The organism is Vibrio sp. 1151_11 (assembly GCF_029478525.1).
GTDB lineage: Bacteria > Pseudomonadota > Gammaproteobacteria > Enterobacterales > Vibrionaceae > Vibrio > Vibrio anguillarum.
Window position 1 is genome coordinate 136,960 of the sequence record NZ_SHMN01000003.1, and the last position, 13,230, is coordinate 150,189.

General features: G+C 43.0%; 12 protein-coding genes and 1 tRNA gene. 3 read left to right on the forward strand and 10 right to left on the reverse strand.

Annotated elements, in window-relative coordinates; genetic code table 11:
- Window positions 1–38: 38 nt before the first annotated feature.
- On the reverse strand, window positions 39–665 hold the full coding sequence (locus tag EXZ60_RS03705) for a TetR/AcrR family transcriptional regulator (RefSeq protein WP_010319039.1): 627 nt from the start codon (window positions 663–665) through the stop codon (window positions 39–41).
- A 448-nt stretch (window positions 666–1,113) separates the two neighbouring features.
- Here EXZ60_RS03705 and EXZ60_RS03710 point away from each other — a divergent pair, with 448 nt between their 5' ends.
- Window positions 1,114–2,007 carry a pyridoxal-phosphate dependent enzyme gene (locus EXZ60_RS03710; protein WP_088732599.1) on the forward strand — a complete coding sequence of 298 codons (894 nt, stop codon included), beginning with the start codon at window positions 1,114–1,116 and terminating at the stop codon, window positions 2,005–2,007.
- Between the two features lie 28 nt (window positions 2,008–2,035).
- Complete coding sequence (locus EXZ60_RS03715; RefSeq protein WP_258429263.1) at window positions 2,036–2,290, forward strand: YnjH family protein; 255 nt, start codon at window positions 2,036–2,038, stop codon at window positions 2,288–2,290.
- Window positions 2,291–2,301: 11 nt separating this feature from the next.
- Here EXZ60_RS03715 and EXZ60_RS03720 read toward each other — a convergent pair whose 3' ends face one another.
- The 6 genes from EXZ60_RS03720 to EXZ60_RS03745 all read right to left on the reverse strand — a co-directional run bounded on the left by EXZ60_RS03720 (window position 2,302) and on the right by EXZ60_RS03745 (window position 9,842).
- Window positions 2,302–3,819, reverse strand: a complete 1,518-nt coding sequence (locus tag EXZ60_RS03720) for an NAD-dependent succinate-semialdehyde dehydrogenase (RefSeq protein WP_277435296.1) — start codon at window positions 3,817–3,819, stop codon at window positions 2,302–2,304.
- Between the two features lie 85 nt (window positions 3,820–3,904).
- Entirely contained in the window at window positions 3,905–5,245 is a 1,341-nt protein-coding gene (locus EXZ60_RS03725; protein WP_277435297.1) for a diguanylate cyclase, read from the reverse strand.
- Window positions 5,242–6,276: an ABC transporter substrate-binding protein gene (locus EXZ60_RS03730; RefSeq protein ID WP_277435298.1), complete on the reverse strand. Its 1,035-nt coding sequence runs from the start codon at window positions 6,274–6,276 to the stop codon at window positions 5,242–5,244. Before EXZ60_RS03730 ends, EXZ60_RS03725 begins: the two co-directional genes overlap by 4 nt.
- A 187-nt stretch (window positions 6,277–6,463) precedes the next feature.
- Window positions 6,464–6,551, reverse strand: a tRNA-Ser gene (locus EXZ60_RS03735).
- A gap of 168 nt (window positions 6,552–6,719) precedes the next feature.
- Window positions 6,720–7,169 (reverse strand): L-alanine exporter AlaE, encoded by a 450-nt coding sequence (locus tag EXZ60_RS03740; RefSeq protein ID WP_017042265.1) that lies wholly within the window; start codon window positions 7,167–7,169, stop codon window positions 6,720–6,722.
- Between the two features lie 237 nt (window positions 7,170–7,406).
- Entirely contained in the window at window positions 7,407–9,842 is a 2,436-nt protein-coding gene (locus EXZ60_RS03745) for a hybrid sensor histidine kinase/response regulator (protein WP_277435299.1), read from the reverse strand.
- A 149-nt stretch (window positions 9,843–9,991) separates the two neighbouring features.
- Between EXZ60_RS03745 and EXZ60_RS03750 the strand changes: the two genes are divergently transcribed.
- Window positions 9,992–10,573, forward strand: a complete 582-nt coding sequence (locus EXZ60_RS03750; RefSeq protein WP_013856580.1) for a UPF0149 family protein — start codon at window positions 9,992–9,994, stop codon at window positions 10,571–10,573.
- Window positions 10,574–10,685: 112 nt separating this feature from the next.
- Here the strand turns inward: EXZ60_RS03750 and nadA are convergent, their stop codons facing one another.
- The 3 genes from nadA to pal form a co-directional block, all read right to left on the reverse strand.
- On the reverse strand, window positions 10,686–11,747 hold the full coding sequence (nadA, locus tag EXZ60_RS03755) for a quinolinate synthase NadA (RefSeq protein ID WP_194566934.1): 1,062 nt from the start codon (window positions 11,745–11,747) through the stop codon (window positions 10,686–10,688).
- A gap of 134 nt (window positions 11,748–11,881) precedes the next feature.
- Window positions 11,882–12,658 carry a tol-pal system protein YbgF gene (ybgF, locus tag EXZ60_RS03760; RefSeq protein ID WP_019280925.1) on the reverse strand — a complete coding sequence of 259 codons (777 nt, stop codon included), beginning with the start codon at window positions 12,656–12,658 and terminating at the stop codon, window positions 11,882–11,884.
- Window positions 12,659–12,673: 15 nt separating this feature from the next.
- Window positions 12,674–13,213 (reverse strand): peptidoglycan-associated lipoprotein Pal, encoded by a 540-nt coding sequence (gene pal, locus EXZ60_RS03765; RefSeq protein WP_013856577.1) that lies wholly within the window; start codon window positions 13,211–13,213, stop codon window positions 12,674–12,676.
- Window positions 13,214–13,230 lie beyond the last annotated feature (17 nt).

The following is a 13,230-nucleotide window of genomic DNA, read 5'->3' on the forward strand; positions in this document are numbered from 1 at the left end:
CGCTTGGATTGTTACTTCTTATAATAGATTTAATTGGGTTAATCAGCCGCAACGCCGGCGGCTAAATAAGGAATAAGTAAGTCGACGACGGCTTTGGCATCCACTTGGTTGCCAAAATCACTTTCGGCAATCTCAGCCAATGCTTGGCTCGACGCCATGGTAAAAACACACGTGCCTAACGTGAAGTGCAAACGCCAGAATAGAGTTTCAGGCGTCAGTTTTGGATTCGCCTTCATCACTGACTGAGTAAACAGTGACAATACATCGCTGTAGCGTGTGGTGATAAACCAACGCAAATGACCTTGCACATCGGTATAGCCGCGACCAATCAACAACATAAAACGGCTGGTACCGTTGGGCCTAACATCATTCAACGCACGTAATGGTGTACGCAATGACTCAAACACTTCCGACATTTGATATTCATCTTGGGAGTTTAACTCCTGCAGCGCTTGTTGAACGGCAGGCATAAATGCTTCTAAATAACGATTCAACACTGCACGCACTAACGTTTTCTTATCACCAAAATGGTAGTTAACCGAGGCTAGATTTACTCCAGCTTTGCTGGTGATAGCTCGTAACGATGTATCGTTGAAGCCATGTTCAGCAAACAATCCCTCTGCAACATCTAGGATTTTTTCTTTGGTACTACTTCTTGGTGCCATTTCAATCACTCGTATCAAACAGGTGTTTGAAATATACTATCGACACAATTGATTAACAAGCAATTAACATCACATTTTTACGAAATGATCGGAGCTGAAGAGTAAAATAGAAGTAAGCTAATGAAAGATAAATATTTTAAAAATAAATTGAAAAAAATGGCTTTGAGATGGAACTGATTGTGAAATGCTCAGTCTCAATAAGTGTAGTTAGCAGAGCATTAAGAATTTTACAGGCCGTCAAATTTTTCTTCTTACTGTAACTACCGATATGCTGCTTTTTCTTATTAACTCCTATGTTTATTTGTATCCGCCCAGCGCCTTTTGCTCTGGGCTTTTTTTTTGCCACATGAGAGGCAAAGCAGTAACTGACGAGCGATAAAATCGGCCAACACTGCAATTTTTACTCAGGTCAGTATATACTACGGCCCTTTTCTGCTCGAAAATCATCATGAAACTGTCTGACACCCCCATAACTCAACATACTTTTGCCAATAACCGCTTCTATTTAAAACGTGATGATCAACTTCACAGCCATTTTTCCGGAAATAAAGCGCGTAAGTTCATGGCGTTATTGGATAGCGATCTCCCCGGCATCAACACTTTAATCAGCTATGGTTCGGCGCAATCGAATGCTCTCTATTCTCTGGCAGCTCTTGCGCGCATTAAAGGGTGGAAATTTGAGTTTTATGTAGACCACATTCCAACGTGGTTACAACAAAGGCCGATTGGCAACTATCGTGGTGCACTGGATTTAGGAGCGCACATCATCGAAGTTAGCCCCATCAATATAATGGCCCCCGAGCAGTATATTGATACGATCCGCCAGCCTGATGCTTCATGCTTAGTCGTACCGGAAGGCGGTCGCTCAAAGATGGCCGAAACGGGCATTAAGCAGTTGGCTCTAGAAATTCTCAACTGGATGAGGATGGAGACAAAAACGCAATTCGTCGTTGCGTTGCCCTCCGGGACAGGAACCACTGCGATCTACCTGCAAAAATATCTAAAACCGCACGACATTGAGGTTCTGACCTGTGCTTGTGTAGGGGGAAATGACTACCTCATCCAACAATTTGACGAGCTTGAAGAGCGCCAGTACCCTACGATTATATCTACAGAGAAAAAGCATCACTTTGGACGATTGTACGAAGCCGATTATCGGATGTGGCAAAATCTACTTGAGCAGACTCATGTGGAATTTGATCTGTTGTATGACCCTATGATGTGGCAATGTTTGTTACCTTGGATGGAAGCTCATCCAGAAAAAACGGTGATTTATATTCATCAAGGTGGGTTACTGGGCAATGAAAGTATGCTGCCCCGCTATCAGCGGCAATTTGATTAACTACCTCACTATAAATAGGAGATACACCATGCTGAAGTGCTGTGTTTGGTTATTATTGATTGCTCCTAGCTTTGGCTACACGAAAGTAATCAATACCGCTTCGCTACCGGTTGTGGTGGCTACAGAAGGTAAAGCTTTGCAACGTGTTTGCTATTATAAGGACCAAGCTTATTCTATCGGTGCAGTGATTCAAGTCGGTGAGCTGTATATGATCTGCCAAGAGGCCAATGATTTTGAAACCAATGGCCCCTTAAGATGGGTGTTACTGACTCAACAAAAATAGTGAGAGGAGGATTAGTTTAAGCCTCCCATTAGGGTGTATTTCACTTCCAAATATTCGTCTAACCCCTGCTTTGCTCCCTCGCGGCCAAGACCTGACTCTTTGATGCCACCAAACGGTGCGACTGTAGTTGATATCAAACCTTCGTTAATACCAACAATGCCGACTTCCAGTGTCTCACTCAATCGCCAAGCCCGAGCCAATGACTGCGTATAGCAGTATGCAGCTAATCCAGAATCCGTGTGGTTTGCACGTTCAATCACTTCCTCTTCGTGAGAGAAACGGAACAAAGGTGCAAGTGGGCCAAAGGTTTCTTCTTGAGCCACCAACATCTCTTCTGTCATCTCAGTTAATACGTGAGGCTCAAACAAACGGCTACCGGCTTGAGGCAGAGTGCCATATTGCACTAAAGCGCCTTGCGCGGTGGCATCCGCAATATGTAATTTGACTTTAGCCACCGCCGCATCATTGATTAAAGGCCCCATTGTTACGCCCGATTCCAACCCATTTCCCACAATCAGCTTGCTGACTTTATCAACCAATTTTTTAACAAATTTATCGTACACGCCCTCTTGCACATAGATTCGATTGGCACAGACACAAGTTTGACCAGCGTTACGAAACTTCGCCACCATCACACCCTCTACGGCGGCATTAATGTCGGCATCATCAAACACAATAAAAGGGGCATTACCACCCAGCTCGAGCGACAACTTTTTAATGTTGTGCGCGCACTGTGCCATTAATATTTTCCCCACTCCTGTTGAGCCAGTAAATGAGAGTTTGCGTACCACTTTGCTGCTGGTTAATTGCTGCCCGATTGCGATTGCCTCTCCGGTCACCACTTGCAATAAGCCAGCGGGAAGCCCAGCACGATGCGCCAATTCCGCCAAAGCAAGAGCAGTAAAAGGCGTATCTGGTGCTGGTTTGAGTACCACTGCGCACCCAGCCGCAATCGCTGGAGCACATTTACGAGTCACCATAGCCGCAGGGAAATTCCAAGGCGTGATCGCAGCAACCACACCAATAGGTTCTTTCGATACCAGTATTCTTGCATCCGCTTTATGACTCGGAACAAGCTCACCATAAGCTCGTTTTGCCTCTTCGGCATACCATTCGACAAAGCTGGCAGCATAGCTGATCTCGCCTTTCGCTTCCGCTAAAGGTTTGCCTTGCTCGTTGGTTAAAATCAGTGCCAGATCATCGCTGTGTTCAACAATCAATTCATACCAAGCTCTAAGCACTCTCGCTTTGTCCGCCGCTGGCTGTTTTTTCCACAGTTTCTGCGCAAGCTCTGCACCCTCAATCGCTTGTTGAACTTGCGCACTAACTAGCTGCGGAACCGTTCCAATCAGAGTGCCGTCATAAGGGTTGTAAACGGTTGAGGTGAGCGAGTTGGATGCACAAACCCATTGACCATTGAGATAACATTGTTGTTTAAAAAGTTGAGGATCACGAAGCTGCATGACGATGCTCCTAGCGATAAATAAGGGGGGAGAGAACAGGGTAAAAGGAAACTGAGTCAGGTTCAATTGATAAACGGTATTATTCAGGGATTGCGACTATCTACTCATGCATCAAGCTCGACACGGCCACTCCCTATACAGAAAAATGGTGTTAACTCACCACGTCTTCCACTGTAAAAACTCCCCTTAGGGGATCAATGTTTTGACAATAAGTGTTACCCACCACCTCTTTCGCTTGATACATCGCCTCATCAGCCAAGGCCATTAAATGGTGCATACTATTGGTTTGTAAGGGGAAATAGCTGATACCGACACTAACACCAACGGTTAGGCTTTGCCCTTCAAACTCAATGGGCAGCCCTAAGCATTTGATAATTTGTTTGACTTTCTCTGCGACAAAATCGTACTCATCAATCAGATCGAGGCACACTACAAATTCATCGCCTCCAAGCCTTGCCGAAAAATCAGATTGGCGGATACTGGCCTCTAAGCGAATCGCGATTTGCTTTAAAATTTCATCTCCCGCGCAGTGGCCTTGAGTGTCGTTGATGGTTTTGAAATTGTCCAAATCAATGAAGAGCAGCGCGAACTTCACCTTAGTCCTGTTGGCTTTTACGATGGCGTTATCCAACAATTTTTCAAACGCTCGCCGATTAAGTAGCCCCGTCAACGAATCATGTTCAGATAGAAACTGAAGCTGATCTTTTTGAATTTTTAACTCTGAGGTTTGTCGCTCAACCTCTAATTGCAATTCATCTTTTGTCACGGTTGTCGTTTTTAGTGAGACCTTCATATGGTTAAAAAAGTCAGCCAAAGCTACAAATTCAATATCCAGATTAACTGGTTCAATCTTGCTTTCAAGGTCACCATACGTCAAAGCTAGGATACCTTGTTTAATTGACGCAAACCCCCTTTTGAAACGTTTCAAAATCAACCAGGCAATGCCACTCACTAAGATTGAAAAAAATAATATTTTCAGTGCACTCACCATCAAGGTCATTTGTTGACTCTCAATGCTTTTTGCTAAGACTGATTTTTGTAAGTAAAACAACTCTTCAGTCATATTTTGCACGAGCATATTGTAACGTGAATGTAACAGCCCTTTCGCGCTGATTAAAGAGTTGCTTTTTGCTTCAGCATCTTGATGAGTAAGCTTTTTTTCTTGTTGCAGTAAGACGGCAAGGCTAGTATTCATGCGTTGTAAGTTTTCGATATGTTTGCCCATCATCTTATGATTAAGCAGTCTCTTGGAGAGGCTTTGCTGAGCAATATCAACCTGGTCCAAACTTGATACATCAGAATACTGCAGGAAAATCCAAAGTTGGCTACGCAACAAATCCACACTCAATTGGATCTGCATAATATCTTCTAGATCTTTTTTTGTTTGCTCTTGTTCTTTAAGTAAGCCCCACAGAGAAAAAGTGATCAAAAGGATTAGAAATGCCGTGGATGCGAACAATAATGTCAATTTACGTACAATCGAACTGATCATTTTATCGATACCTTAGTACGTAGCACTTCCTCGATCGGCTTGGAAGCAAGCACTGTCCGAAAATCCGGCTTGTCGCCCGTAACCATACCAGCCTCAATCGCCCATCTTGCTTGAAGCTGTAAGTTAGATAAAAGTGCATTACCTAACGACAAACGAAATACATAATCATTCCAAGACCACTCGAGTTGGGGTAACGGAATATTTAAGGCCTGTGCAATCACCTCTCTCGATTGTTCAGGATTGAGGTTAATCCATTCATTAGCCTCTTTTAATGCGCGTAATATTGCCACTATCTCGTCATGCGCCTCTTCGACGGTTGCTTTCATCGAAAGTAAATTAAACGACAAATGATAAATACCAGATAGCCCAAGGTTCAATACATCGGATGGTGCAGAGGTTTCAGTTTTATAACCGTAAGGTTCCCAAACAGAAATAGCATCAACTTGTGAGGAGAATAATGAGTCATTTAGCGCTTCTGGTGGTAAATAGACTTTTTCAACAGCCATCTCTTTCAGGTCACTGGCAATCAACAATGAATCAAAGTAAAACTCACTGGCACTCGCCTTAACGATGCCTACTTTTTTACCTTCCAAGTCACTCAGGTTAACAATGCCTAATCGCTCTAACGTGAGCAGCTTTAAATCGTTATCTGACTCAACAAAACTGGTTAATAGTGCAAAATCATTACGCTGGAAAAGCTTAAACATAACCACCGACTCAGAGGCAGTCGCATAGTCTACATTCCCACTAAACAAAGCTTGAGAACAGGCCACACCTCCAGAACAGGGCACTAGTTCGACATTCACCCCTTGTTGTTCAAAAAAAACCAAACTTTCGGCAATAATAAAGGAGGAAGAGAGTGGCGTTTGCGAAACCGCTATTCTTACTGCTTTACGCTCTTCAACACGGCTAGCATCATAAAAATGACCAAGTTGCCTATTAAAAATAGCAATAGTGACTACCAATACAACAATAGCCACTGCAACTTTATGAAAGGTCTGAGCTTTGTGCTTTTTCGTAACCATAGCCAATAAGTGAAATTATTTTATATACAACAGTTTAGCTCTTAATTGGAATTATTTTTGAGTGAATGGCTATTTAATAACCGTTAGCAGGGGATGCATTGAGATTGTTTAGATTAAACAGTGAGTTAAGCTTGAGTTAGCATGGTATTTTACGCACAAAAAAACCGTAGACAATCGTCTACGGTTTAGAATATGGCGGTGAGCAAGAGATTCGAACTCTCGATACGTTGCCGTATACACACTTTCCAGGCGTGCTCCTTAAGCCACTCGGACAACTCACCAAATTATATTGTGGTTAGCGCATTTGGCTAACGAGGCGCTAATTTAATGATTCTATGGGATTAGGTCAAGCCAAAATAATAAAAAAGCCCACCACTTTGGTTCGTTTGACTACTTATTGACTTATTTGATCAAATTCAATACAAGCCTTTCTTCAGTGAGTGTAACGGTTAGGCGCTACGATGATAACCAGGGACACGGAACCAACGGCGGCACATATCTAAAAAATAGCCATAGAGAACGCCCATTCCACACGACACAATAGCATTACTTGATACTGCGGTTATGATCTGCTCTGTAGATGCGCCTACAGCCCATAGAATGGCGGCATAGACCGGAGATTGAAATAGAACGTAAGCAACCAAATCCGAGACATTCTTCATTAAGCCAGTCTCAGACCATTGACGTCCCTGGCGCAGAATAAAGTCACGAAATACGCCATAAGGCCATGCTATTGCGATATTAACTGGGATAGACAGTGTACGTGATGCTAGCGACTGTTCGAAGGTCATTCCAGAGATGAAAATTTCAATGATCATGCCTGATATAAAACAAAAAACAACCATTGCAAATGTGTCCGCCGCAGCATGACGAATACAAAATGGGCCACGAGCTTTCATTACTTCCCTCTACACAATAGATATAACTATTAAATATGCCAATCAGCAATACAGATACCTAGAAAATAACAACAAGCTAGATAATGAGGGAATTAGAACACATATTTTGTAGATTTAGTGACCAATTTTAATCAGCTTAGGTAAATTTATAACCAATTTTGAATCGGAAACTAGAATCTAACGCTATTGTTTAAATTCCTGTTACAACGCATTCTTACTAAATCTCAAAATGGTTATTTAATTACAAAAATCGGAAAGCAACACCGTTAGCAAATCGACTTGCTGTTGTGTAGGTAACTGGTGTTTTTCTAAGCTTGTTTGGGTATCGATTAACACTTGATGAATATGAGTATTTTCAATCTCCGGCAACTGTTGTACCAAACGTTGAATCATGGCTAATGCAAGTTCTATGTTTTGATCTTCCACGGCCATATAAAACGTCACCAATGATTCCTCTGCTGAGCCTATCTTTAGCGGCATAGAGGACTCTGGATGATATTGATACAGTTTTTCGACAAATTGGAAAAGAGCATCATCTAATTCATTGTCATCAATGGGTTTGGTGACAATATAATCAGCGCCGGCCGACAACATTCGCTCACGAGTTTCTTTGAAAACATCAGCAGTACAACCAAAAATGAGCACATTACGTTGCTCCCCAACTAAGATCCGAATCGCAGACACCGCTTCTACGCCATCCATTACGGGCATATGGTTATCCATCAATATCAGGTCATAATTCCCGCCAACAACCGCTTGAATTGCCAATTCACCATTCTCAACACAATCGCATGTAAACCCTTTATTCTTCATAAAGGTTTCGATGATGATAGAGTTGGTCCGGTTATCTTCCACAATGAGAGCTTTCAGTCCTTGGTAATTAAGCTTGCGACGTGGCTTGACTTCAATGGTCCCGGGCGTCGTTGTTTCTATCGCCAGCATAACGTGAAAACTGGTACCAATTCCTAACTCACTGGTTACCGTGACTGTCCCATCCATTAGCTCTACAATTTGTTTTACAATCGCTAAGCCCAACCCCGTTCCACCAAAACGCCTTGTCGTCGATGATTCAGCTTGTTCAAATGGGCGGAATATTTTTTCCTGAGCCTCTTTTGCTATACCTATCCCCGAATCCCGTATCCGAATAGAAAGATACCGTTTATCTTCCATCTGCTGCTCTTTTAGAGTCACTTCGACAAAGCCGTGAGAGGTAAACTTGACCGCATTATTCAGTAAATTAAACAGAATCTGTCTCAATCGTGCTTTATCTGAGTAATACCAGCGATCGTGAACAATATCGCTGTAAATCCTAAACTGCAGTCCTTTTTCATTGCATAAGGTATGGTAAACACTGTTAATACTACCAATCAGTGAATCCAAGGGGAAACGGGTGTTATCAAGTTCTAATCGCCCTTGTTCAATCTTGGAGAAATCGAGAATTTCGTTAAGCAGCACCATCATGTGCTCGCCAGACTCATACAGACTATTAAGGTGTTGCCTCTGTTCTGGGGAAAGCTCTGTTTTCAATAAGATTTGCGCGGTTCCTAAAACACCATTCATTGGAGTTCTGATTTCGTGTGACAGGGTTGCTAAGAAGGCACTTTTGGCTTGAGTGGAAGCTTGAGCTTTCACTTTTTCCGCTTCAAGATAAACGGTTTTTTGGTTAAATGAATCGATAAGCTGGCGGATCTCATCTTGGCTTCGATACGGCATATCAATAATACCGCCTTGTTTAGAATCACTCACTTTTTTGGCAATCATGGTAATCGGTTTGATCACATATTGATTGATCAAGTAATAACCGATCATAACGCACACTAAAAGGATTGGAATGATACTCCGTTCGACATTCATCACCAGATCAAACACTTCGTCATTCACTAACCGATGGGCATTAATAACATCAACTCGCCATTCAAAATCACCAAAACCGAAATGACTTACGTTAGCTTCTTCACGTATTATAAAATTATGTTCAGTGATCAGGGAGCCCCCCGAATCACTTAAGGATACGCCAAGGTTATAAAGCTCCGCTTGACTGGCAATAAATGTGGCTAACCCCGCCAATGACAGATCGATTGTTGCTACTCCAGCAAATTCACCGTTAACGTAATAGGGCGATGAAGCCGTGATCATCTGAACGTGCGTATAGGCATCAACATAGACTTCTGACCATACCACACTACCGACAGGCTTCTCTTTTACTGCGTTGTACCACTCTTCGTTATCGTAACCATGCGCTTCTTGATTGTTCCAAGAATGCAATTTGTCGACTTGACCGTCAGCGGCCCGATTATAAAACAGGCTACTGTATCGCTGAGATGCATTAATACTGTAGGGTTTCGGCCATAGCCCACCACTGACGACAACATCATCAAGTATAGTGAACAGCGAAGAGAGCATTCTGTCTTGCTCAGCTTGGTTAGTTGCAGCTTGCCCAAGGCTGACAATGCTTTGGAGCACACCAATAGAACGGTTGAGAGGTTCGCGAATTTGGGCTGATAACACTTCTGCACGAAGATCTAAATTCTGTTTTAATTCAGCTCGTAGTGGCGCTTCGACAATCCAATAAGTGACGGTACCTGTGATCGCAATAAAAAAGCAGAGATAAAAAGAAAGGGCGATAATGCTCTTCTTCTTCAATGAAATAGGTGCTCTCATAAATCCTTTCAATTTTTTCTTTTGTGCAAATTATAGTGAATAATCTTAGCGAGCAATATGTTGATTGTTGTAAAACCTCACTAAAGCCAACAAATTATCAGCAAAATTCGCACATTGTATCGCTTTAACGTTAAAATGGCTGCAAATACACTCGGCAACTGATGGGATCTGCTGTGAATTTACAAGAACTCCTTACCCAACCCGAACTAGAAGATAAATTGCTTAATGAGGCCAAAACTCAAGGTTTTGTCGCATCCATGGCGTCAGCGCCTAACTTGCTCCCGCCAGAGGAATGGCTCCCTTTTCTATGGGGGGGAGAAGAGATCGCGCCATTTAGCGAAGGCAAACAGCTAGAAACCTATTTCCAACTGATCGTTGAAATGTGGAATGACTATCGCCCTGCTTTGCTCGAAAATCAATGGAGCTGGCCTGCAGGTTGCTCACTCGATGAACAAGAAATAGTGACTGAACATGTCCGTGATTTTTGTGAAGGTTTTCTTCAAGGTTGGCAACTTACGCGTGATGATTGGGAAACGTTAATGCCTGAAGATAGCCAAGATAATGCGCTACTTGGGGGCGTGCTCCTTTCGCTGAGTATGCTTTATGATCCGGAGACGTCCTTAGCAACACTTTCCCAACAAGGTATGCAAGGACTCGACCAGTTTGAAGAAATCTATCAGGCCATACCGGTGATGTTGTGTGGCTTAACGCAGCGCGGCGCTCAGTTGGCACTAGAGCAATAACTTTGTTTTTGAATAGTTTTATTTTCGAATAACGTTAATTTCAAATCAATTTGCTTGCGATAAAAAAGGCTCTGAATAAGAGCCTTTTTTCATCCACTACCACCGAAAGGAATTAGGCATTCCCTTTGACTTGCAAATTTAACTGTTCAGCAAAATCCAACATACGGTTTAATGGGATGAGTGATTTCACTCTCACGGCTTCATCGACGAAAATTTCGTGATCTTTACCGCCTTCCATAAGAGCTGACTCAATCGCTCGAAGACCATTCATCGCCATCCAAGGACAATGTGCGCAGCTTCGGCATGTTGCCCCTGCCCCTGCCGTCGGTGCTTCAATCAATTCTTTCTCAGGGACTAACTGCTGCATCTTAAAAAAGATGCCTTTATCGGTCGCCACAATCATTTTCTGTTGAGGTAAGGATTTTGCTGCCTTAATCAACTGGCTTGTAGAGCCTACAGCATCCGCAAGTTCTACCACACTGGCTGGTGATTCTGGATGCACAAGGATGGCTGCATCAGGATACAGTGCTTTCATCTTACGCAATGCATCGGCTGAGAACTCGTCGTGAACTACGCATTCACCTTGCCAGAGCAACATCTTTGCACCCGTTTTTTTCTCGATGTATGAGCCTAAATGGCGATCTGGCCCCCAAATTATGGGTTTATCTTCCGCATCTAAGTGCTCAACAATATCAAGTGCAATGCTCGATGTAACCACCCAATCGGCACGAGCTTTGACCGCCGCCGATGTGTTTGCATACACAACAACGGTATGATCTGGGTGTGCATCACAAAATTCTGTGAATTTATCGGCAGGACACCCTAGATCCAAGGAGCATTCTGCTTTTAAGGTTGGCATTAAAATGCGTTTTTCAGGGGTTAAGATTTTTGCTGATTCACCCATAAATCGCACACCAGCGATGATCAATGTACTGGTAGGATGGCGATTACCAAACTTGGCCATCTCTAATGAATCACCAACAAAACCGCCGGTTTCTTCAGCGAGAGCTTGAATTTCAGGATCGGTATAGTAATGCGCAATTAATACAGCATCTTTTTCTTTTAAGAGTTGTTTGATACTTGCTGTATAGGCTTGTTTTTGCTCAACCGTCAGTGGAATGGGCTTTGGCGGAAATGGATAAATAGTTTCAATCGTATCTAATATGTGGTTCATTGCTCTTGCTCTACGCAACTTCCAAGAATCCGAGCATTGTACACCGCACCTAACGAAGGATCAAAAGCGATTCATAAAATAGTGCCGTCGAAGAAAGAGGCCACAAGGCCTCTTTTTATTAACTCAAATTGTTATCAATTCAAATTCTCTTTAGCAACCTTGGCAGACGCACTTGTAGGGTATTCATCCACAACTTGCTGATAATACTTATTTGCTTGCGCAGTATTATTATTGCGCTTGGCAATATCACCTAACTTAACCAGCGCATCAGCACGTTTATTGGAGTCACTGTAAGTGAGCACGGCGGCAAAACTTTGCGTCGCTTCTTTATCCTGCTTTTTTGCAAAATAGAGCTGCCCTAACCAATAATGGGCATTAGACGCAAAATTAGAATCTGGATAATCTTTTTGAAACTGTTGAAACGCTGCAATAGCACCACTGTAATCCCTTTTCTTCAGGATCAAATCAACCGCATTCTGATAGGCAGTTTGTTCATCAACATTGCTGCTAAACGTTCCTGCAATATCAGTGTCCGTTGTCGGCTGTGACGAACTTGCGGTTGTATTCTTCATTTCGCCACGTACGCGATCTAACTCGATAAAGAGTTCACGCTGACGCTGCAACATTTGCTGCATATCGTAGCTATTACGCTCTAACTGGCCACGTAGTTCGCTGATTTCAAGTGCCATATCATCGAGCTGCTGCTGCATTTTGAGTTGAACGCTATTACGGTTTTCAAGCAGACGTTCAAGACGTTGTACATTAGATTCAGATGATGATTGTTGAGCACGAGATGTGCTTGCTGAAGAGCTATTGCTAAGATCGGATACTGGAGCTGGTGCAGCGAGTACTTGACCCGCTGCACTTGCCAGTAACGTAAGCGTTACAATTCGCTTTAAGTTACTGAACATGAGGCGATTCCTCGATTAGTATACGAGAACCGCGCGGCGGTTCTTCGCATACACTTCTTCAGATTGACCAAGAAGAAGTGGCTTCTCTTCGCCATAGCTAACGATCGAGATTTGGTCAGCTTGTACACCTAGCGCTTGTAGATATTTCGCTACAGCTTGTGCACGACGCTCACCTAACGCGATGTTATATTCAGGCGTACCACGTTCGTCAGCATGGCCTTCGATGGTAACTTTCATTGCTGAATTTTTGCTTAGGTAAGCTGCGTGTGCAGCAAGCATATCTTCGTAATCACCAGCAATTGTCGCGTTATCAAATGCGAAATAAATGGTTTGAGTTTCACGAAGAGCTTGTTCCTTTAGCTCTTGTTCAGAGAGTTGGCCATTCGCATCAATTGGAGAAACTACAGTTGTATCAACGCTGTTTGCTGAACCTGAAGTAGACTGGTTAGTTTGAGTACCAGAAGCATTTGTCGCTTCATCGCTTGAACTACATGCAGTTACTGCAAGTACTGGTAGCGCAATCAGTAGCCCTTTAAGAACTTTATTAAGTTGCATTTTTTTTCCTTACTTTT

What these genes read in the sequence shown, in the direction of transcription:
- pal (WP_013856577.1), bottom strand. Translation starts at nt 13,213, where the DNA reads ATGCAACTTAATAAAGTTCTTAAAGGGCTACTGATTGCGCTACCAGTA.
- EXZ60_RS03715 (WP_258429263.1), top strand. Translation starts at nt 2,036, where the DNA reads ATGCTGAAGTGCTGTGTTTGGTTATTATTGATTGCTCCTAGCTTTGGC.
- EXZ60_RS03710 (WP_088732599.1), top strand. Translation starts at nt 1,114, where the DNA reads ATGAAACTGTCTGACACCCCCATAACTCAACATACTTTTGCCAATAAC.
- ybgF (WP_019280925.1), bottom strand. Translation starts at nt 12,658, where the DNA reads ATGTTCAGTAACTTAAAGCGAATTGTAACGCTTACGTTACTGGCAAGT.
- EXZ60_RS03705 (WP_010319039.1), bottom strand. Translation starts at nt 665, where the DNA reads ATGGCACCAAGAAGTAGTACCAAAGAAAAAATCCTAGATGTTGCAGAG.
- EXZ60_RS03750 (WP_013856580.1), top strand. Translation starts at nt 9,992, where the DNA reads ATGGGATCTGCTGTGAATTTACAAGAACTCCTTACCCAACCCGAACTA.
- EXZ60_RS03725 (WP_277435297.1), bottom strand. Translation starts at nt 5,245, where the DNA reads ATGATCAGTTCGATTGTACGTAAATTGACATTATTGTTCGCATCCACG.
- EXZ60_RS03740 (WP_017042265.1), bottom strand. Translation starts at nt 7,169, where the DNA reads ATGAAAGCTCGTGGCCCATTTTGTATTCGTCATGCTGCGGCGGACACA.
- nadA (WP_194566934.1), bottom strand. Translation starts at nt 11,747, where the DNA reads ATGAACCACATATTAGATACGATTGAAACTATTTATCCATTTCCGCCA.